The sequence below is a fragment of the Actinosynnema sp. NPDC059335 genome (genome assembly GCF_042752395.1).
Classification (GTDB): Bacteria; Actinomycetota; Actinomycetes; order Mycobacteriales; family Pseudonocardiaceae; genus Actinosynnema.
Genome location: NZ_JBHYXZ010000072.1, coordinates 13907 through 33902, shown reverse-complemented (window position 1 = coordinate 33902; position 19996 = coordinate 13907). Strand labels below are relative to the sequence as shown.

Below are 19996 nucleotides of genomic sequence, written 5' to 3'. Positions count from 1 at the left end.
CGCAGGGCGCCACCGGCGCGCGTCACCGGGCGAACAGCCCCAGCGGCACGGCGTCCGCGAGCGCCTGGTAGCCCGCCGGGCCGAGGTGCAGGTGATCGCCCTCGTCGTAGGCGGCGAGGAGGCGTCGCGGCTCCTCCGGGTCGCGCACCGCCGCGTCGAAGTCCAGGACCGCGTCGAACGCGCCACCACCGCGGATCCACTCGTTGACCGCTCGCCGGGAGGCGTCGCGGAGGCCGTCCGGGTCGTCGTACGCCTCGTTGCCGCCCAACGGGGCCAACGTCGCCCCGTACACCTTGATGCCGTGCGCGTGGGCGCGCACCACGATCTGCTCGTAGGCCGCGCAGAGGTCTTCGACGAGCTGCTCCTGGGCCTCCGGCGTCGCCTCGGTGGTGCACAGGTCGTTGATCCCCTCGAACACCACGAGCCACGCCACGCCGGTCTGGGCCAGCACGTCCCGGTCCAGCCGGGCCAGCGCGGCCTGCCCGATCCCGTCGCTGAGCACGCGGTTCCCGCCCGTGCCCTGGTTGAGCACGGCGACGTCGGCGGTGGCCGGGTCGGACCGCAGCCGCGCCGACAGGCGGTCGGGCCACCGGTCGTTGCCGTTGGTGGTGGAGCCCCGGCCGTCGGTCAACGAGTCGCCCAGCGTCACCACCGCCGCGGCGGGGCGCTCCGACCACACCTCGATGCCGCTCAGGAAGTACCAGTGGTCGGTGGTCGACGCGCCGGGCAGGTCGTCGGCCTCCACGTGGTCGCCCGCGGCCAGGTACGACGTCGTCCGCGAGCCGGGGTGCGAGGTGACGAGGTCGGACGCCTGCCCGTCCGCGAGGTGCACCGTCACGGTCAGGTTCGCCTCCGGTCCGACGGCGAAGTCCAGCGGGTCGGACACGACCTGCGCGCCGACCGGCACCACCACGCCCCTCCTCCCGCGGAACGTGACGGGACGGCTCGAACCGGGCACCACCGCGCCGACCCCGGCGCGTCCCCCGGCCGGCAGCGCCACGGACACGGCGGTGATGGGCAGCACCGCGCCGCCGAACGCGTTGGAGAACCTCAACCGCAGCCGGTCCCCGCCGATCGACACGCGCGCGGTCTGGCGCAGGGTGGCGTCGACCAGCACCCCGCCGGGCCCGGTGAACGGCGCGGGCGGCAGGTCGTCGGGGGCCGCCCGCTGCGGCGCGGACACCCACGTGTGCACCCAACGGCCGACGGGTGGTGCGCTGGAGTTCATGGCTGGGTCGCCTCCCCGGTCAGGTCGGTGTGACGGCCCGATTCTGGTGCAACGCGCCGGTCGGTCCGGCCCTGGGTGCGGCACGCCTTGCCCCAATCGGGCGACCGCGGTGTGACGGGACGCCCGAGCGGGAACCGACCCGGTGACGTCGCCGGCGACCTGGGCGGACCGATCTCGTGCGCGGCGTCCGGGCGGGGGGAGGCGGCATGCGGTGGCTCCTGGTCACGTTGCTCCTGGTGGCGGGTGGCTGCGGCGGCCTCGGCTCCCGGTCCCCCGACGCCCTGGTCACCATGGGGTTCGGCCTGCCGGACGAGCACGCGACCGCCCGCGTGGCGGTGTTCCGCGCGGCCAACCCCGACGTCGACCTGCGGATCGGCGAGGGCGCGTTCGACGAGCAGCAGTTCCTGTCCTCGGTCGCCGCGGGCGACCCGCCGGACCTCGTCTACGCCGACCGCCGCAAGCTCGGCGGGTACGCGGCGCGCGGCGCGGTGCAGTCCCTGGACGGGTGCGTGCGCGAGCACGGCGTGGACCTCGGCCGGTTCCGGGAGGCGGCGCTGCGCCAGGTGACCTACCAGGGCGAGGTCTTCGGGTTGCCGGAGTTCTCCAGCGTCCGGGCCCTGATCGTCAACAACCCGGTCGTGCGCGCGGCGGGCCTGGACCCGGCGTCGCTGTCCACGGCCGACTGGGGCGGGTTGGGCGGCCTGGCCGACCGGCTGGCGCGGGTGGCGGGCGGCCGGGTGGAGCGCATCGGCTTCGACCCGAAGGTGCCGGAGTTCCTGCCGCTGTGGGCCAAGGCGAACGGCGCGGAGCTGGTCGGTCCGGACACCCGGCTCGACGACCCGCGCGTGGTCGAGGCGGTCCGCGTCACCACCGACCTGGTGGCCCGGCAGGGCGGGTGGGCGTCGTTCAAGGCGTTCCGGGACACCTTCGACCAGTTCGGCGCGAACAACCAGTACGTGACCGGGCAGCTCGCGGCCATGCCCATGGACTCCTGGTACCTCAACACGCTGGCGACCAACTCCCCCGACGTCGACGTGACGATCGCGCCGTTCACCGACCGCGAGGGCCGGGCGCTGACCGAGTCCGGCGGGCAGGCGTGGGCGATCCCGAAGGGCGCGCGGCACCCGGATCTGGCCTGCCGCTTCCTGGTCACGATGACCGACACCGCGACGTGGGTGACGGCGGCGACGGCGCGCCGGGACGCGCTGGCCAAGGCCGGACGCCCCTACGGCGGCACGTTCACCGCCGACCGGGAGGCCGACGAGCGCATCTTCCGCGAGGTGTTCGACCCCAGGGGCAACCCGGTCCTGGCCCGTGGCGTGCCGGTGGTGCTGTCGTTGCAGGACAAGGCCTTCTCGCTGCCGCCGAGCCCGGCCGCGAGCGAGCTGGTGCGGGCGTGGGAGGGGGCGGTGAACCGGGTGCTGGTCGGTCGGCAGGGACCGGAGGAGGCGATGGCGCAGGCGCAGCGGGAGGCGGAACGGGCGCTGAAGCGGGTCGGCGGGAGGTAGGGCCGTGGCGGTGAGCGCGCGCGAGTCGCGGGCGGGGTGGCTGTTCCTGCTGCCCTGGGTGGTCGGGTTCCTGGCGTTCACCGCCGGGCCCATGCTGTTCAGCCTCTGGCTGTCGATGACGCACTACGACATGCTCAAGCCTCCGACGTTCATCGGCCTGGAGAACTACCGGGAGGCGTTGGACGACGAGCGGGTCGGCACGGCGTTGTGGAACACGGTGTTCTTCACCGCCCTGTACGTGCCGTCCCAGATCGTGCTCGCGCTGGGCCTGGCCGGGCTGCTGCGCCGGACGGGCCGGGCCGGCGGGTTCTTCCGCACGATCCTCTACCTGCCGGTGATGACGCCGCCGGTGGCGTTGGCCGCGATGTTCCTGCTGCTGCTCAACGGGCAGCACGGCGCGGTGAACGCCGTCCTGGGCCGGTTCGGTTTCCAGGGCCCGAACTGGACCACCGACCCGGTGTGGATCAAACCCGGCCTGGTGGTCATGAGCCTGTGGACGGTCGGCAGCACGGCGGTGCTGTACCTGGCCGCGTTGACCAGGGTGCCGGTCGAGCGGTACGAGGCCGCGCGGCTGGACGGCGCGAGCCCGTGGCGGCAGTTCCGGCACGTGACGCTGCCGGCGATCAGCGGCACGGTCTACTTCACCGTCGTGGTCAACACCATCGCGTCGTTGCAGGTGTTCACCGAGGCGTACGCGATGTTCTTCGGCGCGCGGGCCAAGCAGTCGGCCGAGGGCGACGCCGCGCTGTTCTACGTCATCCACCTGTTCCAGGAGGCGTTCGGGTCGCTGCGGATGGGGTACGCGTCGGCGCTGGCGTGGGGCCTGTTCGCGGTGATCGCGGTCATCACGGTGGTGCAGGTGCGCCTGTCGCGCCGGTACGTGCACTACGAGGGTGAGCAGTCGTGAAGCGCCTCGGGGTGTGGGCGGGGCTGCTCGTCGTCACGGCGGCGTTCGGCTACCCGTTCTGGTGGCTGGTCGGCGCGTCGCTGAAGGACCGCGCGCACGTGTTCGACAACGCGCTGCTGCCCCGGCCGTTCTCGCCGGGCAACTACGTCGAGGTGTGGCGGGCGGTGCCGCTGCTGACGTGGATCGGCAACAGCGTCGCGGTGGGGCTCGCGGCCGCCGCGGCGGCCACCCTGACGAGCGCGCTGGTGGCGTTCGGCTTCGCGATGTTCCGCTTCCCCGGCCGGGACCTGCTGTTCGGCGTGGTGCTGGCGACGATGATGCTGCCCGGCGCGGTGACGATGGTGCCGGTGTACCTGGAGTGGCACGCGCTGGGCCTGGCCACCACCCAGATCCCCCTGTGGGCGCAGAACCTGTTCGGCTCGGCGTTCTACATCTTCCTGCTGCGCCAGTTCTTCCTCGGCCTGCCGCGCGAGGTGTTCGACGCGGCGAAGGTCGACGGCGCGAGCGCGTGGCGGCTGTTCATCTCGATGGGGCTGCCGCTGGCGAAGCCGGGCCTGGTCGTGGTGTTCGTGTTCGAGCTGAAGGCCGCGTGGACGGACCTGGTCAAGCCGTTGATCTACCTGCGGGACCCCGAGCTGTACACGGTGCCGCGCGGGTTGAAGGCGGTGCTGGACCGGTTCGGCGAGGGCGGCGAGGAGCAGTGGGAGCTGGTGCTGGCCGCGAGCACCATTGCGACCGTGCCGATGGTGCTGCTGTTCCTGGTCGCGCAACGGCACTTCGTGCGCGGCACGGTCACCCAGCACGTCGAGTGACCAGCGGGTCGAGCAGCAGGCCGAGGGCGTTCGCCCCGGTCGCGGCGGCCAGGGCGATGCCCCAGCCGACCGGGCCCAGCGGCGTGCAGCCGAAGAACCGGCTGACGCCGGGTGTCTGGATCACGGCGGCGAGCGCGGCGGCCGAGCCGAGGCTCGCGGCCAGCACCGCGCGGTCCGCCCCGCCGGTCAGCAGGGTCTGGCCGAGCTGCGTGCCGACGAGCGCGGCCAGCGCCACGGTGCCGGCCCGGCGGGCGCGGCCGGTGAGGCGGGCCGCCGTCCACGCCGCCGTCGCGCCGACCGTGGTGGTGATCGCTCGGGTGGTGATGTCCCGGGTCAACGCGCTGCCCAGCGACGAGGTCGGTCCCTCGCGCAGCAGGTCGGGCACGGACTCGCGGGCGGGCCTGCTCAACGCGATGGCGAGGGCCGGCGCGAGGTCGGTCAGCAGGTTCACCAGCAGCAACTGCCGGGCGGTCAGCGGCGACCGGCCGGTGAGGGCCGAGCCGAGCACGCTGAACGCGATCTCGCCGAGGTTGCCGCCGAGCAGGATGGCCAGCGCCTCGCGCACCGACGCCCACATGGCCCGTCCCTCGACCAGCGCGGCGATGATCGTGTCCAGCCGGTCGTCGGTGACCACCAGGTCGGCGGCGGCGCGGGCGGCGGGCGTGCCGCGCCGGCCCAGCGCGATGCCGACGTCGGCGAGCCGGATCGCGGGCGCGTCGTTCGCGCCGTCGCCGGTCATCGCGACCACCCGGCCCAGCCGCCGGTAGCCCTCGATGATCCGCACCTTCTGGGCGGGCGTGCAGCGGGCGATCACGTCCACGGTCGGCAGCAGGGCGTCCAGCTCGTCGTCGTCCAGCCCGTCGAGCCGCGCGCCCGTCACCACGGTCAGGTGCGCGCCGCCGCCGACCTCGCCGGCGATCGCCTCGCCCGTGGCGGGGTGGTCGCCGGTGAGCATCACGATCCGCACGCCCGCCTCGCGCAGCTTCGCCGCGGCCGGCGGCGCGCCGTCGCGCAGGGGGTCGGCCAGCGCGAGGAAACCGAGCAGCTCCAGGCCCTCTACGTCGTCGTCGGTGACCGCGTCGCCCGTGAACCCGGTGCGCTCGGCGACGGCCAGCACCCGGTGGCCGCGGCCGGCCAGCAGCCGCACCCGCTGCTCCAGCCGCCGCAGCCGGTCCGGGTCGACGTCGCAGCGCGGCAGCACGGTCTCCGGCGCGCCCTTCACGCTCAGCACCCGCCGCGCGCCCACCCGGCCGACGGTCGCGTGGTAGCCGCGCGACGGTTCGAACGGCAGCGACTCGGCCGGGGCCCAGCCGCGCGCGCCGGTGGTCGCGGTGACGCGGGCGCGGCGTGCGCCCTCCAGCACGGCCCGGTCGGTCTGGTGGGCCAGCTCCCCCGGGTCGTCGGCGGCGGGGGTGGCCCGGACGGCGGCGGCCAGGACGCGGCGCAGCTCGTCGTTCAGCCGGTCGAGCGCGGCGCCGCGGCGGCCGTTGTCGACCCGGCTCACGGTCAGCCTGCCCTCGGTCAGCGTGCCGGTCTTGTCGAAGCACAGCACGTCCACGCGGCCGAGGGCTTCGATCGTGCGCGGGTTGCGGACCAGCGCGCCGTGCTCGGCCAACCGGCGCGCGGCGGCCAGTTGGGCCGCGTTGACCAGGAACGGCAGCCCTTCGGGCACCGAGGCGACCGCGAGGTTCACCGCCGCGCCCATGCTCTGCCGCAGCGGCACGCCCCGCAGCAGCCCCGCGCCGGCGACGGCCGCCGCCGAGCCGAGCGCGACGGGCAGGGCCTTGCGGGTCAGCTCGGCCAGCCGGGCCTCCACGCCGGTAATGGGCGCGTTGCGGCGGGCCGCCGCCATCCCCCGGCCGACCTCGGTGGCGTCGCCGGTCGCGACGACCACGGCCAGCGCCTCGCCGGCGGCGATCGTGGTGCCCTCGTAGAGCATGGACGCGCGGTCGGCCACGTCCGCGGCCACCACCGGCGCGGGGTCCTTGGCCACCGGCAGCGACTCGCCGGTGACCGACGACTCGTCCACTTCGAGGCCGTCGCCGTCGAGCAGCCGGCAGTCCGCGGGCACCACGTCGCCCGGCGTCAGCCGCACCACGTCGCCGCGCACCAGCCCGTCCGCGGTCACCTCGCGGTCGCGGCCGTCGCGCACGACGGTGGCGCGCACCGCGGACCGGCCGAGCAGGGTGGCCAGCGCCCGGTCCGTGACGACCTGCTGCACGCTGCCGATCAACGCGGAGACGCCCACCACCCCGGCGACCAGGGCCGCGTCGACCGGGGAGCCCACCGCCGCCGACACGGCCGCGCCGCCCGCGAGGACCGGGGTCAGCGGGTTGGCCAGCTCGGCCAGGAACGCGCTGCCCAGGCTCGTGCCGACGGCCTGCCGCCCGGTGGACGTGCCCAGCCTGCGGCCGGCCTCGGCCTCGGTCAGCCCGTCGCGGCCGGAGCCGAGGCGGTCCAGCACGGCGGCCGCCGGCATCAGGTGCCAGGGTTGCGCGGTGGCCGGCGCGACCGCCGCGGCCCGGCCGGCGGACAGCCGCTTCGCCCGCCACACGCCGTCCGCGAACGCGAGGGCCGCCGCGCCGTCGACCGCCTGCGCCGCGCTGCGGGCGGGTTCCGGGCCGCGGGTGCCCAACGCGCCGACCGCGCCGACGCAGGCGGACGCGCGGGCGAGCACGATCCCGTCCCGGGCGACCCGGCGGGCCGCCGGCACCGCCTCGACCAGCAGCACCGCCGCGTCCAGGTCGCGGACGACGACGTGCGCGCCCCACGGCGGCGGGTCGCCGTCGCGGTGCACGCCGACACCGCAGTCCGCCGAGCCGAGCGCCCGGCGGTGGGCGGACACCAGCAGCACCACGTGCCCGTCGCCCTGGAGCTCGCGGACCGCGCCGACCAGTCCCCTGCCGGACGGGACGACGCCGTCGGCGGACCGGACCGACGCGTGGTCGCGATCCGTGGCCACGACCACGCGCAGCCCGGCCTCCCGGGCGGCCGCCGTGAGCGCGTCCACGGCGGGCGGGGTCTCGACGTCGACCGCCAGCACGGCCAGCAGCCGCCGTCCCCGGGTCAGCCCGAGCACGGCCGCGTGGCCCGCCAGGCGGCGTTGTTCGCGCGTGCCCCGTCGCCCCTGCGGGTCGAGCCGGTCGACCGGGCCGATGGCCCACTCGCCGTCCTCGCGCACGGCTGCGGGGTCCGCGGGGTCGAACAGGGCGAACGCCCGTTCGGCGGCTTCGGCGGGCGACGTGCCCGGCAGCGGCACGAGGTCGGTGAGCGCCGACCGGCCCGGACCGAACGCGGTCTCGTCGAGCACGAGGACGTCCACCGCGTCCAGCCGGCGCAGCGCCGAGCGCTCCATCACCAGCGCGTTGCGGGTGGCCAGCACCCGGCCGAGCTGCGCGGCGAACGCGGCCTGCCCGACCGCCGGGGCCTTCGGCAGGCTCGCCACGCCGAGCGCGGCGGCCCGGCGCGGCCCCGTGAACGGCAGCGCGCCGACCACCGCCGCCGCGCCCGCGGCCAGCGACCGCCGCGCGTGGCGGTCCACCGGGCTCTCGGGCAGCGGGCGGGGCCGCTCGACCACGACGGGCTCGGCCGCCGCGTCGTCCGGGCCCTTGATCAGGTCGGCCTCGGCCGCGCACCAGGCCCGTTCGTGGGCGCGCACCTCGCGCCACTGCTCCACGCGTTGGGCGACGTCCAGCAACGTGCTCTGGCTGCGCGAGGCGAGGCCGTGCGCGATGGCGGCGAGCACCGACGTGGCGGTGTCGGCGCGCTCCCGGCCCCGCAGCCGGCCGGCAGCCCGGTCCCGCAGACCCGGGTGCAGGTCGACGGCCCCGATCACCGCGGCCGGCTCGGCGGGGAGCGGCGCCCACGGGACGAGCCTGGTGACGGCGGCCAGTGCCAGGCCGGCGGCGTCGACCGCCAGGGTGGGCAGCAGGCGGGTGCCCTTGAGCCCGTCCGCCGGGTGGTGCAGCTCGTCCTCGACCAGGCGCTCGTCCTCGGTGTCGGGCTCGGCCTCGGCCTGCCGCACCAGCGCGACCAGCTCCTCCGTGGGCGGCGCGGGGTCGGTGACGGCCACGATCACGCGGGCGGACGGGGCGTTGACGCGGGCCCACCGCACGCCGGGGTGGTCCTCCAGGACCCGTTCGACCCGTTCGGCCACCTGCCCGCCGCGCGGGCCGTGCACGCCGTGCGCCTCGATGTGCAGGCGTCCCGGGCACGACCACACCCGGCGGCGGTCGCGGCCCAGCACCGCGGCCTGCTCCAGCGGGGCGAGGGCGAGCCCGACCAGTCCCTTCGCGATGCCGCCCGCGGCGCGCACGGGGTCGATGCCGAGGAGTTCCACCGTGCCTGTCTTCCCGACCGGGTGGCCCCGCATGCGGCCGCGGCCGGAGCACCACCCGACCGGGTCGGGAAGATCAGTCGGCGAACACCAGCTCGGCCCACACGGTGGTGGACGGCCCCTGCGTCAGCACGCCCCAGCGCTCGGACAGCCCGCCGACCAGGAGCAGGCCGGCCGCCGACGACCAGGGCGCGGCGCCGCGGAGCGCGCGGTCGCGGACGCTCACGACCAGGGCCTCGCGCCACCGGTCGAGCACGAGTTCGAGCACGTAGGGCGGGGACCCGTGCCGTCGGGCGTTGTCGAACAGCTCGCCGACCACGACGCCGACCAGCAGCACGTCGAACGGCGGCCACCCCTCCAGCCGCTCGCGCAGCCACCGCGCGACCTCGTCGGGCGAGACCCGGTCCCCGTCCTGGACGACGAGGACCGCCGTGTCCTGATCGGCCGCCACGCCGACCAGCGTCCCACCACCGGGCCCGCGCGCACCTGACGACTGCCTTGCGATTTCCGGACGCGCCGTGCCGGAGCGGTCCCGGAACGTCACCGGATTCCCGAGGGCTGACCTCGTAAAACGAGAGGTTGATAACATCGCGTCACGGCCATCACGCGCCGTCCGCTCGGCAAGGATGGCACGGTGACCAAGGCACAGAGAATCGCAGCGGCGTGGGCGGGCCTGCCCGCGTCGGAGTTGATTGACCAGGTCCGCCTCCTGGTGAAGGCCCGGGACGCGGCCGCGCGCGCCGTCTGGTCCGCGGTGCGCGAGGACCCGGTGATCGCCGCGCGGGTGCGCGGGGCGCTGGCGGGGTTGAAGGCGGAGTACCGCGGTCACCGCGACGAGGCCATGTGGTTGATGTGGATCGGCCAGGTCCAGCAGCAGCTGGCCGTGCAGGCGGTCGCCGCGCCCGTCGCGGAGCCGGTCGTCGAAGAGGTCGTGCCCGAGCCGGAGCCGGTGGTCGCGCAGTGGGTGCCGCAGCCGGCCCCGACGTCCCCGCGCCCGGTCAGCGACGCGCCGCCGGTGCTGTTCCAGGAGCCGGCCCCGTCCGCGAACTGACCGCCTCCCGAAGTGACAGCGCGCCGAAGTGACAGCCCGCCGAAGTGACAGCCCGCCGGCGGTGATCACCGGCACGGCCCTCGCCTCGGGTCCGCCCCGGGCGCGATGATGCCCGTGTGGGCCGGACGGACGGGCCGGCGGGAGCGGGGGTGGCCGTGGGCTCGACCGGCGCCCGGCGGGTGGTGAGCCGGGACCAGGTGGTGGTCGGCGCGTGCCGGTTCTTCCTCCGGCACGGACACGTCGACATGGAGGCGTTGGCGGCCGGCCTCGCGATCAGCCGCGCGACGCTGTACCGGGTCGTGCACAGCCGCGACGGGCTGCTGGCCGACGTCCTGTGGGCGCTCGCGGACCGGTTGCTGGCCCGCGCCCGCGAGGAACGCACCCGCGGCGGGGTCGAAGGCGTCCTGGAGGTCACCCGGCGGTTCGTGGCCGAGCTGCGCGCGGCCGCGCCGTTCCGCGCCTTCCTGCGCCGGGAACCGGACACCGCGGCACGCGTGCTGTTCCACGCCTCCGCCGGCGTGCACCGGCGCGCGGTGTCGGCCCAGAAGGACATCCTGCTCGAAGTGGACGGCGGGCCGTGGTCGGCGGCCTCGCTGGACCAGGTGGCGTTCCTGTACGTGCGCATCGTCGAGTCCGCCCTGTACGCCGAGCTGCTGACCGGCGCGCCGCTGGACCCCGACCTCGCCGAGACGGCCGCCCGGACCGTGCTGCTCCAGCACCGCTGACCGGCGCTGCGACGGCGGTCTCACGATCCCCGCGCGTCCTGGTGCGGGCCGTGCGCGGCCGGCTACCGTCGGCGATGCCCCATCCCCCATCGCTGTGGGAGCCGGTATGCCCCCTTCCCCCTGGCGTCGCGTCGGACTGGCCGCGGCCGTCCTCGGCCTGCTGCTGCCGACCTCCGTCCCCGCCTCCGCGTCCACCGGTCCGGCGCCGCACGTGGTCGGCCCGCTGCCCGGGACCGTGCCGGGCGACCGGCTGGCCGACCGGATCGAGGACACCTACCCGTTCTTCGCCACGACCTACGACCTCGCCGCCGCCGGGTACGTCGAGCAGGAGTTCCACCTGTCCGGCACGGCCGACGGCTTCGCCCCCGACGGCACGCGGGTCGCGGCCGGCGTGCCCTACACGACCAGGGTGATCGTCCGCCGCCCGGCGAGCGCCCGGCACTTCTCCGGCACCACGCTGGTCGAGTGGCAGAACGTCACCGCGGGGTACGACCTCGACGCGCTGTGGCACGCCGAGTCCGTCGTCCGCGCCGGTCACGCCTGGGTCGGCGTGTCCGCGCAGCGGGTCGGCGTCGACCGGCTCCGCGCGTGGAGCCCCGCCCGGTACGGCGGCCTGGACGTGACCGGTGGCGGCCGGTTCACCGCCGACGAGCTGTCCTACGACGTGTTCACGCAGGCCGGCCGGGCGGTCTCGAGCGGCGCGGTGACGGGCGGGCTGCGGACCGGGACGTTGCTGGCCATCGGCGCGTCCCAGTCCGCCGCCCGGATGACCGTGCTGTACGACCGCGTGCTGCCCCACCAGCAGCCGGTGTTCGACGGGTACGGCTTCATCGTCGGCACGGCCCCGAGCCGGGTCGGCGCGGAACCCGTCTTCCAGGTGCTGTCGGAGACCGACGTGCGGACCGCGCAGCGCCCGGCCGACACGGACCGGTTCCGCCGGTGGGAGGTCGCGGGCGCGGCGCACTCCGGCTACGAGGGCCAGGCGTACCTCGCGCCCCTCTCCGAGCGCGACCTGGGCGGCGCGCCGCAGTACGACTGCGACCGGCCGCCGTTCAGCCGGGCGCCGATGCACCACGTCACCGCGGCCGCGTACGACCACCTGCGCCGGTGGGTCGAGCGCGGCACGCCGCCGCCGACCGCCCGGCCGCTGGAGTTCGAGGCGGACGGCGTGACCAGGAAGCGCGACGCGCTCGGCCTCGCCCTGGGCGGCATCCGGCTGTCCCAGGTGGCCGCGCCTCGGGCGCTCAACACGGGCGACAACTCCGGCGAGACGTTCTGCCGGCTGTTCGGCACGCACGTGCCGTTCGACGCGGCCACGCTCGCCCGGCTCTACCCGACCCGCGGCGACCACCTGCGACAGGTGGTGGCGGCCGACCGCGGCAACGTGCGCGCCGGCTACCTGCAGCCGGCCGACGCGCGGCGGAACCTGGCCGACGCCCTGGCGATCGGGGGCGGGCGATGAGGATCCCGTCGGCGGCGCTCGCCCTCGCGCTCGCGCTCGTCCCGACCGCCGCGCCGGCGCCCGCCCGGGCCGACCCGCTCACGCCGATCGTGTTCGTGCACGGCCAGCAGGGCTCGGCGCAGCAGTGGCAGTCCAACGCCAAGCGGTTCTCCGGCAACGGTGTCCCGGACGCCCTGCTGCACGCCTACGAGTACGACACGAGCATCCCGACCAACGACCACGCCGTCGCCGGCCTCGAAGCGTTCGTCGCCGCGGTGAAGGCGCGGACCGGGGCGTCCCAGGTGGACGTGATCGCGCACTCCCGCGGCACGACGGTGCTGCACACGTACCTGTCCGACCCCGAACGGGCCGCGTCGGTGCGGAAGTACGTCAACGTGGACGGCCGGTCCAGCGCCGCCCTGCCCGGTGGCGTGCCGACGCTGGCGCTGTGGGGCAGCGCGCAGCCCACCGGGTCCATCGGCGGTGCGACGAACGTGTACCTGACGACGTTGGGCCACACCGAGACCACGACCTCGGCCGACGGGTTCGCCCCCATGTACCGGTTCCTGCGCGGCCGGCCCGCGCTCACCACACGCGTGGTGCCCGAGCTGCCCGCGCTGGTCCGGATCTCCGGCCGGGCCACGTACTACCCGCAGAACACCGGCGTCGAGGGCGTGGTGCAGGTCTGGGACGTGGACAGCCGCACCGGCGCGCGGCTCGGCGGCCCGCGGCACGGCGTCCGCACCGGACCGGACGGCTCGTTCGGACCGCTGCCCGTCAACGGCCGCACGCACTACGAACTGGTCGTGCTGCGCGACGGCGAACCGCCGCACCACCACTACTTCGAGCCGTTCGAGCGCAGCGACCGCTTCGTGCGGCTCCAGGTGTCCCGCCCCGGCGGCATCACCGACACCATCGACCGGTGCGCGACGCACAGCGCCCTGACCGTCGTCCGCAACCGCGAGTGGTGGTCCGACCAACCCGACCGCGACCGGCTGGAGCTGAACGGCGTGGACGTCCTCGGGCCGGCCGTCTCGCCGAAGCTGCGCCAGGTCCTCGCCGCGTTCCTGTTCGACGACAACTGCGACCGGGTCTCCACGCCCGGCGTCGTGCTGCCGCCGTTCACCACGCTGCCGTTCCTGACCGCGGTCGACGCCTACCTGCCGGCGCGGCCCGACGCCGCCGGCACGATCCGCGTCACCCAGGCCCCGCGCGGCGGCGAGGGCCGGACGCGCACGATCGCGGTGCCGAACTGGCCGTCGGACACCCACTCCGTCACCGTGCAGTTCAAGGACTACCTCGACGGCGCAACCGGGGGGTGGTCCGCAGCGTCCCCTTGATCGGCGGAAGGGGGTGCGATGGTCGCACGCGTGCCGCGATGGTCGTCCCCGTGGTGGACGGCCGTCGCGGCGTCGGCGCCGGCGGTGCTCCTGGTGTGGGCGTCCGCCCCACCCGGCGGCTACTTCGTGCTCACGGTGCTCGCGTTGGCGTGCTGGGGCGCGGTGGGTCTGGCGTGGCTGTTGACGAGCACCGTCGCGGTGCCGGCGCTGCCCCTGCCGCGACGGCGGCACGTCGCGCGGCTGTGGCCGTTCCTGCTGGCGCCGGCGCTGTCGGCGGCGAGCCTCACCGCCGCCGGCGGCGACGTGGCGCACCGGTTCGCGTTCGACGCGCACCGGGCGGCGCTCGAGGCGGTGGTCGCGGAGGCGGTCACGGCGCCGGAGCGGCCGATCCGCGATCGGCGGGTGGGGCTGTTCACCGTGGACGTGTCGACGGACGCCGCCAACGGGTGCACGTTGTTGGCCGTGGAGGACGCGGGCCTGCTCAACGAGACGGGGTGGGCCCACTGCCCCGACCGCGCGCCGGTCAGCGCGGGGGTGGACGGCTACAAGTACCGGCCGTCGGGAGGACCGTGGTACACGTACGTGTTCGACTGGTGAAGCGCTCCGGTCAGCCGGAGGTCAGCGCGGCCAGCGCCGCGTGCACCATGGTCCGCACGCCCACCGGCAACGCCCGCTCGTCCGGGCGGAACGTCGCCTGGTGCAGGTCGCCCTGCGGGCCCTCGCCCGACCACGTGCCCAGGCGACCGTACGAGCCGGGCACGTGCTCCAGGTACCAGCCGAAGTCCTCGCCACCGGTGGACTGGGTGGTGGACGTGACGGCCTGCGGGCCGATCGCGGCGGCGACGGCGGCCTCCAGCAGGGCGGTGCTGGCCGGGTCGTTGTCCACCACGGGCACCGCGCGGACGTGGTCGAGCGCGAACCGCACGCCCGTCGGCCGCAGCAGCGAGCCGACGATCTCCTCCACCAGGGCGGGCAACTGGGCGTTGACCACGGGGTCGCCGGTGCGCAGCGTGCCGCGGAGGGTGCCCTCGCGCGGCGTGCCGCCGGGCGTCTCGGGCGCGTCCATCAGCCCCCACGCCAGCACGGTGCCGGACCGCGGGTCGACCCGGCGGGCGAGCATCGCGGGCAGCCCGGTCGCCACCACGCCCAGGGCGTGCACCACGTCGGCGCTCAACTCGTTGCGCCGGCCCGCGCCGCAGCCCGTGACCCGCAGCGCGAGCATGTCGCACGCCGAGGTGACCGGTCCGACCCTGATCCCGACCCGACCGACCGGCACCTTCGGGTCGCAGTGCAGGCCGAAGATGCGCTCCACGCCCTCGACCCCGCCGGCCGCGATCACGTCGTGCGCGCCGCCCGGCTCCTCCTCCGCGGGCTGGAACAGCAGCCGCACCCGGCCCGGCAGCTCCGGCGCGGACGCCAGGGCCGCCGCCGCGCCGAGCAGGACCGCGGTGTGCACGTCGTGGCCGCAGGCGTGCGAGACACCGGGCACGCGGGACGCGAACGGCTCCCCGGTCGCCTCGGCCACGGCCAGCGCGTCGATGTCGGCGCGCAGGGCGACGCAGCGCGGTCCGGTCCCCACCTCGCAGAGGACGCCGGTGCCGATGGGCAGCACGCGCGGTTCCAGGCCGAGGGAGCGCAGGACGTCCACGATCATCGCGGTGGTGCGGAACTCGGCGCGCATCGGCTCGGGGTGCGCGTGCAGGGCGCGCCGCCACGAGACCACGCGGGTGAGGTTCGCCGCGAGCCACTCGTCCAGCCACCGCGGGCCGCGCCCCTCCCCCGCGTCGGCCACCGGCACCGGGTCCTCGGCCGCCGTGCCGGGGAGGTCGGCCGTCGCAGAGGACCAAGTCTCGGCCCCGGTGCCGACGGGGATCTCGGCCGCCGTGCCGGCCGGGACGTCGGCCGCCGACTCGGGCGGGAGGTCGGCCGCCGAGGCGGCTGCGACGTCGGCCTCCGCCGGGGTGGAGGGCGGCAGGAGGTGGTTCGCGGCGGATGTCCGCGCGACAGATGTCATGGTGGCTCGCCGTTCGTGCCAGGGCGTCGGGTCGCCTCGGGGAGCGACGCTTCGCTCGTGTCGCGGCCATCCTCGCCCACGCCGCGTGCAAGATCCACTGCGGTGGGTGGTTATCGCCCGATCGGTGGATGGCCGGCGTGGCGGACCCCGTGATCAGCCGGCCGCGGCGCGGCGCGACACCAGCTCCAGGCACAGGCGTCCGTTGTGGTAGCAGCACTTCCACATGCCCGCCGCCTCCAGGCGCAGCGGCACGTTGGCCGCCGGTCGCGGAAGATCCCGACCAGCTCCGCGACGCGCTCCGACACGGCCGGCGACGGGACGACGGCGTGGTAGGCGGTCAGCGCCTCCAGCACGTGCAGGTGGGTGTTCATGGTGATCTCGGCGGGCCGCCCCTCGGCCGGCAGGGCGTTCGGCTTCGCCGTCCAGGCCCGGTCGAACTGCTCCCGGTACGCGCCCCGCGCGGGGTCGAACCCGACGCCGGTCACGACCTCGTACACCTCGGTCGCCCTGGTCAGCGCGTCCCGGTCGCCGGTGGCGCGGTGGTACTCGCTCAACGCGTAGAGCGCGAACGCCTGGGCGTAGACGTGCTTGTCGGTGTCCGCCGGGGCGCCGGTCCGGTCGACCGACCAGAACACGCCGCCGTGCACGGCGTCGAGCAGGCGGCCGGTGACGAACCGGTACATGTGCCGCGCGGCGGCGAGGTAGGACGGGTCGCCGAAGGCCCGGTAGGCGGCCGAGAACGTCCACAGGTAGCGGCACGCCCGGACCGCGCCCTTGTCGGCCGCGCGGTCCACCACCAGGTCGGCGTCGACGTGCCCGTGGATGCCGCCGTGCTCCCGGTCGGCCAGGCCGAGCCAGAACGGCAGCACGCGGTGCCGCAGCTCCGTCTCCGCCGCCGGCCGCAGCTCGCGGTCGGTCGTCGCATCGCCGCCGGCACCCCTGAGCACAGCGCTCACCGGCACAACTTAACCGGTTTTGCTGCCCGTGACCCCACACCCGCGCCACGTCGAGGTGAGGAGGGCTCGGGTAGGTTGGCCGAGTCGATCAAGAACTCGGGGGTGTGCGGTGGCGGAACGCGTGGTCGAGGCGGGCGACGTCCGGCTGTGGAGCGAGGACCTGGGCGACCCGGCGGGCACGCCCCTGCTGCTGGTCATGGGCGCGAACGCGTCGTCCGCGGGCTGGCCGGACGGGTTCGTCGAACTGCTCGTGCGCGGTGGCTGCCGGGTCGTCCGCTACGACCACCGCGACACCGGGAAGTCCACCACGCGACCGGCCGAGGGCGCGGGCTACGACGTCGGCGACCTCGCCCGCGACGCGGTGGCCGTGCTCGACGCGCACGGCGTGGACCGCGCCCACGTGGTGGGGGTGTCCCTGGGCGGCTTGATCGGCCAGTTGCTGGCGATCGACCACGCCGACCGCCTCCGCTCGCTCACCCTCGCCCTGACCGGCGCGCTCGACATGGGCAGCACCGGCGAGGCGCGCGACCAGGGCGAGCGCCTGGAGCGGATGATCGCGCTGGCCGAGCCCGGCGCGGACGAGGAGACCGAGCTGGAGCGCCGGGTCGCGCTGTGGCGGGTGCTGCACGGCGACGTGCTGCCGTTCGACGCGGACGAGTACCGGGCGCTGGAACGCCGCGCCATCGCGCACGCCGGCACGTTCCTCCCCGCCACCGGGCACGTGCGGCTGGCCTCCGTGCCACTGCCGCACGGCGGGGACGCCCTGCGCGAGGTGCGGACCCCGACCCTGGTCGTGCAGGGCACCGAGGACCCGTTCTTCCCGCCCGGCTTCGGCCGCCACCTGGCCGACGTGCTGCCCGACGCCCGGCTGCTGGAGGTGCCGGGCCTCGGGCACGCGTTGCCGTCCGCCGTGCACGGGGTGGTGGCGGACGCGATCCTCGACCACGTCCGCCGCCACGACTCCGGTCAGGCCCTGAGCCGGTAACGAACACCCCCGGAGGTTGCACCGCGTACGAAGTCGTGTCAGATCGCTGAACAGTCCGCCTTGTCGGTCCACTCCGCACCGCACCGGTAGAGCGCGAAAGGCGTGGAGTAGCCGTACCTCGCGCCGAGGGTGTTGTACTCGGTGACGTCGATCCGCTGGGCGACGTAGTGCGCGGTCGCCGTGGCGGTGACGACCTCGGTGTACGGCGGCCGGGACGTCGTGGTGGTGGGGTTGCCGCCGCTCGTCGTGGTGGGGGTGGCGCCGCCGCCGTCGATGCCCCAGAAGCGGGCGAGGTGGTAGGCGGCGCACACGTTGACGTCCAGCATGTAGGCGGCCGTGCCGCCGCACTGGGTGGCGCCGGCGCCGGGGTCGACGGGCTGGCCGTGGTTCATGCCGGTGATCGAGTAGTGCTCGACCGTGCCGCCGTAGACGCGGTGCGGGTAACCCGCCACGGTGTCGCTGACGTCGGGGGTCTGGTCGGTGCCGTTGACGTTCGTCCACTGCTCGACCAGCTCCGTGCCGTTGAGGGGCCGGACGGTCGTGTCCGCGGCGCCGTGCCAGATGGACACCTTCGGGCGGGGACCGGAGTACGGGAAGGCCGCCCGCACCCGGTCGCCCCACTGCGCGGGCGTGAGGTCCGTGCCGGGGTTCATGCACCCGTAGGCGGCGGCCACGGTCGTGGCGCACTGGAACGGCAGCCCGGCGACGATGCCCCCGCCGGAGAACACGTCGGGGTAGGTGGCGAGCATGACTGCGGTCATCGCGCCACCGGCGGACAACCCGCTGACGTAGGCCGACGTCGCCCCGTTGTCCTGTTTGGCCTTGTCCACCATCTGCTTGATGGACAGCGCTTCCCCGGAGCCGCGGCGGGTGTCGCCGGGCTCGAACCAGTTGAAGCAGGAGTTGAGGTTGTTCTGCGACTTCTGCTGGGGCACCACGACGGTGAACTTCCACCGGTCGGCCAGTTGCAGCCAGCCGGTGGCCGGGCCGTACCCGGTGGCGTTCTGCGTGCAGCCGTGCAGGGCGACCACCACGGGGCGGCCCGCGGTCAGGCCGGCGGGCACGTAGCGGAACATCTGCAGGTTGCCGGGGTTCGAGCCGAACCCGGTGACCTCCTGCAACGTCGCGGCGGCGGCCGGGCGCGGCGACGCGACGAGGGAGACGGCGGCGCCGGCCAGGGCGGCGAGCACCGCGACGAGGGTCGCGACGCGACGGCGGGCGGTCGGGGCAGGGCGACGGTCCGACATGGGCGCATCCTCCACGTTGAGTGATGGCGGTCACGTTCGTTACCGCGACGCTAGGAGTCCGCCGGGCCGCCCGTCCCTGGTGGCGCACGCCACTCTTGGGTCCGTGCAGGTGTGGAGGTACCACACCGCAGTCCGATACTTTCGAAACCCGTATCACGGAGTGCGATCAGTGCCGCTAGCGGCTCTACCTGCGGACTTCCGTCTCTATAGGTGAAGTCTTCTTCTTGACTCACCCGATCATCGGGCTTATTTTCCGAAAGCCTCACAAACCCATATCGCAACTTTCGATCGCCTCCGGTCGCGGTTGCCGCGGTTCGAGCCCTTGGAGGAAGTGATGTCCAGAACTGCTGTCACCGTCGCCGGCAGGCCGGTGACCCGTGGCGCGCGACGACGCCTGGCCGCGACCCTGGCCGGCGCGGTCGGCCTGCTCGGCGCGCTGGCCGTCGCGCTGCCCAGCCCCGCCGGCGCCGCCGACTGCTCCGCCGGCTACGTCGCCCTCACCTACGACGACGGCCCCAAACCCGCCACCACCACCACACTGCTCAACGCCCTGCGCTCCGCCGGCCTGCGCGCCACCTTCTTCAACCAGGGCAACGCCGTCCAGGCCAACCCCGCCCTCGCCCGCGCCCAACGCGACGCCGGCATGTGGATCGGCAACCACAGCTGGTCCCACCCCCACATGACCCAACTCAACCAAGCCCAGATGACCACCGAGATCTCCCAGACCCAACAAGCGATCCAGAACGCCACCGGCACCGCACCCAGACTCTTCCGACCCCCCTACGGCGAGACCAACAACACCCTCAAAACCGTCCAGGCCCAGTTCGGCCTCACCGAAGTCCTCTGGAACGTCGACTCCCAGGACTGGAACAACGCCAGCACCGCCCAGATCGTCCAAGCCGCCTCCACCCTGCAGAACGGCGGCGTCATCCTCATGCACGACGGCTACCAGACCACCATCAACGCCATCCCCCAGATCGCCGCCAACCTCGCCTCCCGCAACCTCTGCACCGGCATGATCTCCCCCACCACCGGCCGCGCCGTCGCACCCACCGACACCCCGACCACCACCACGACGACGACCACGACCTCGTCCCAGCCGGGAACCGGCTCGTGCACCGCGACCTACCGCGAGAGCCAGCGGTGGGGTGACCGGTTCAACGGCGAGGTCACGATCCGCGCCGGGTCGGCGCCGATCAGCAGCTGGACCGCGACCGTCACCGTCACCTCGCCGCAGAAGGTGTCGGCGACCTGGAACGGCACGCCGAGCTGGGACTCCAGCGGCAACGTGATGACCATGAAGCCCAACGGCAACGGCAGCCTGGCCGCCGGTGCGAGCACCACGTTCGGTTTCACCGTCATGGCCAACGGCCAGTGGCGCGCCCCGACCGTGTCCTGCCGCACCCCCTGACGCACGTCGGTGTGCCCCTCACACCGGCGTGAGGG

General features: G+C 75.0%; 16 protein-coding genes. 10 read left to right on the top strand and 6 right to left on the bottom strand.

Translation table 11 applies throughout. From position 1 onward, the window contains the following. Positions 1-22: 22 nt before the first annotated feature. Entirely contained in the window at positions 23-1228 is a 1206-nt protein-coding gene (locus ACFXGA_RS22480) for a GDSL-type esterase/lipase family protein (RefSeq protein WP_378090776.1), read from the bottom strand. Positions 1229-1434: 206 nt separating this feature from the next. Between ACFXGA_RS22480 and ACFXGA_RS22475 the strand changes: the two genes are divergently transcribed. From ACFXGA_RS22475 to ACFXGA_RS22465, 3 genes are read left to right on the top strand one after another with little or no spacing between them, the layout of a single operon-like run. Then, entirely contained in the window at positions 1435-2736 is a 1302-nt protein-coding gene (locus tag ACFXGA_RS22475; RefSeq protein ID WP_378090775.1) for an ABC transporter substrate-binding protein, read from the top strand. Between the two features lie 4 nt (positions 2737-2740). Then, positions 2741-3643 (top strand): carbohydrate ABC transporter permease, encoded by a 903-nt coding sequence (locus ACFXGA_RS22470; protein WP_378090774.1) that lies wholly within the window; start codon positions 2741-2743, stop codon positions 3641-3643. Next, positions 3640-4455 carry a carbohydrate ABC transporter permease gene (locus ACFXGA_RS22465; protein ID WP_378090773.1) on the top strand — a complete coding sequence of 272 codons (816 nt, stop codon included), beginning with the start codon at positions 3640-3642 and terminating at the stop codon, positions 4453-4455. The genes ACFXGA_RS22470 and ACFXGA_RS22465 overlap by 4 nt, the downstream gene beginning before the upstream one ends. Here ACFXGA_RS22465 and ACFXGA_RS22460 read toward each other — a convergent pair. Together ACFXGA_RS22460 and ACFXGA_RS22455 are read right to left on the bottom strand one after the other, a co-directional pair. Next, the gene (locus ACFXGA_RS22460; protein WP_378090772.1) at positions 4436-8794 is read right to left on the bottom strand and encodes an HAD-IC family P-type ATPase; all 4359 of its coding nucleotides are present in this window, start codon (positions 8792-8794) and stop codon (positions 4436-4438) included. The two genes, ACFXGA_RS22465 and ACFXGA_RS22460, sit on opposite strands and share 20 nt — an antisense overlap. Before the next feature lie 73 nt (positions 8795-8867). After that, positions 8868-9242, bottom strand: a complete 375-nt coding sequence (locus ACFXGA_RS22455) for an ATP-binding protein (RefSeq protein ID WP_378090771.1) — start codon at positions 9240-9242, stop codon at positions 8868-8870. 183 nt (positions 9243-9425) lie between these two features. On the opposite strand from ACFXGA_RS22455, the gene ACFXGA_RS22450 reads away from it, so the two are divergent. The 5 genes from ACFXGA_RS22450 (at position 9426) to ACFXGA_RS22430 (ending at position 13945) form a co-directional block, all read left to right on the top strand. Next, positions 9426-9842 (top strand): hypothetical protein, encoded by a 417-nt coding sequence (locus ACFXGA_RS22450; protein WP_378090770.1) that lies wholly within the window; start codon positions 9426-9428, stop codon positions 9840-9842. A 149-nt stretch (positions 9843-9991) separates the two neighbouring features. Further along, the gene (locus ACFXGA_RS22445) at positions 9992-10567 is read left to right on the top strand and encodes a QsdR family transcriptional regulator (protein ID WP_378090769.1); all 576 of its coding nucleotides are present in this window, start codon (positions 9992-9994) and stop codon (positions 10565-10567) included. A gap of 106 nt (positions 10568-10673) precedes the next feature. After that, a complete protein-coding gene (locus tag ACFXGA_RS22440; RefSeq protein ID WP_378090768.1) occupies positions 10674-12029 on the top strand; it encodes an alpha/beta hydrolase domain-containing protein in 1356 nt (451 codons plus the stop codon). Next, positions 12026-13348 carry a hypothetical protein gene (locus ACFXGA_RS22435; protein WP_378090767.1) on the top strand — a complete coding sequence of 441 codons (1323 nt, stop codon included), beginning with the start codon at positions 12026-12028 and terminating at the stop codon, positions 13346-13348. Before ACFXGA_RS22440 ends, ACFXGA_RS22435 begins: the two co-directional genes overlap by 4 nt. Before the next feature lie 30 nt (positions 13349-13378). Then, a complete protein-coding gene (locus ACFXGA_RS22430) occupies positions 13379-13945 on the top strand; it encodes a hypothetical protein (protein ID WP_378090766.1) in 567 nt (188 codons plus the stop codon). A gap of 10 nt (positions 13946-13955) precedes the next feature. On the opposite strand, the gene ACFXGA_RS22425 is transcribed toward ACFXGA_RS22430, so the two are convergent. Both ACFXGA_RS22425 and ACFXGA_RS22420 read right to left on the bottom strand, forming a co-directional pair. Then, a complete protein-coding gene (locus ACFXGA_RS22425; protein WP_378090765.1) occupies positions 13956-15362 on the bottom strand; it encodes an amidohydrolase in 1407 nt (468 codons plus the stop codon). A 110-nt stretch (positions 15363-15472) separates the two neighbouring features. Beyond that, positions 15473-16318, bottom strand: a complete 846-nt coding sequence (locus ACFXGA_RS22420) for an AGE family epimerase/isomerase (RefSeq protein ID WP_378090764.1) — start codon at positions 16316-16318, stop codon at positions 15473-15475. Positions 16319-16427: 109 nt separating this feature from the next. Between ACFXGA_RS22420 and ACFXGA_RS22415 the strand changes: the two genes are divergently transcribed. Then, positions 16428-17303 carry an alpha/beta fold hydrolase gene (locus tag ACFXGA_RS22415; protein ID WP_378090763.1) on the top strand — a complete coding sequence of 292 codons (876 nt, stop codon included), beginning with the start codon at positions 16428-16430 and terminating at the stop codon, positions 17301-17303. 38 nt (positions 17304-17341) lie between these two features. Here ACFXGA_RS22415 and ACFXGA_RS22410 read toward each other — a convergent pair whose 3' ends face one another. Beyond that, positions 17342-18550, bottom strand: coding sequence for an alpha/beta hydrolase family esterase (locus ACFXGA_RS22410; protein WP_378090762.1), 1209 nt, complete (start codon positions 18548-18550; stop codon positions 17342-17344). Positions 18551-18884: 334 nt separating this feature from the next. Between ACFXGA_RS22410 and ACFXGA_RS22405 the strand changes: the two genes are divergently transcribed. Beyond that, entirely contained in the window at positions 18885-19961 is a 1077-nt protein-coding gene (locus ACFXGA_RS22405; protein WP_378090761.1) for a polysaccharide deacetylase family protein, read from the top strand. The last annotated feature ends 35 nt before the right edge of the window (positions 19962-19996 follow it).

What these genes read in the sequence shown, in the direction of transcription:
- ACFXGA_RS22480 (WP_378090776.1), bottom strand. Translation starts at nt 1,228, where the DNA reads ATGAACTCCAGCGCACCACCCGTCGGCCGTTGGGTGCACACGTGGGTG.
- ACFXGA_RS22475 (WP_378090775.1), top strand. Translation starts at nt 1,435, where the DNA reads ATGCGGTGGCTCCTGGTCACGTTGCTCCTGGTGGCGGGTGGCTGCGGC.
- ACFXGA_RS22440 (WP_378090768.1), top strand. Translation starts at nt 10,674, where the DNA reads ATGCCCCCTTCCCCCTGGCGTCGCGTCGGACTGGCCGCGGCCGTCCTC.
- ACFXGA_RS22435 (WP_378090767.1), top strand. Translation starts at nt 12,026, where the DNA reads ATGAGGATCCCGTCGGCGGCGCTCGCCCTCGCGCTCGCGCTCGTCCCG.
- ACFXGA_RS22425 (WP_378090765.1), bottom strand. Translation starts at nt 15,362, where the DNA reads ATGACATCTGTCGCGCGGACATCCGCCGCGAACCACCTCCTGCCGCCC.
- ACFXGA_RS22410 (WP_378090762.1), bottom strand. Translation starts at nt 18,550, where the DNA reads ATGTCGGACCGTCGCCCTGCCCCGACCGCCCGCCGTCGCGTCGCGACC.
- ACFXGA_RS22405 (WP_378090761.1), top strand. Translation starts at nt 18,885, where the DNA reads ATGTCCAGAACTGCTGTCACCGTCGCCGGCAGGCCGGTGACCCGTGGC.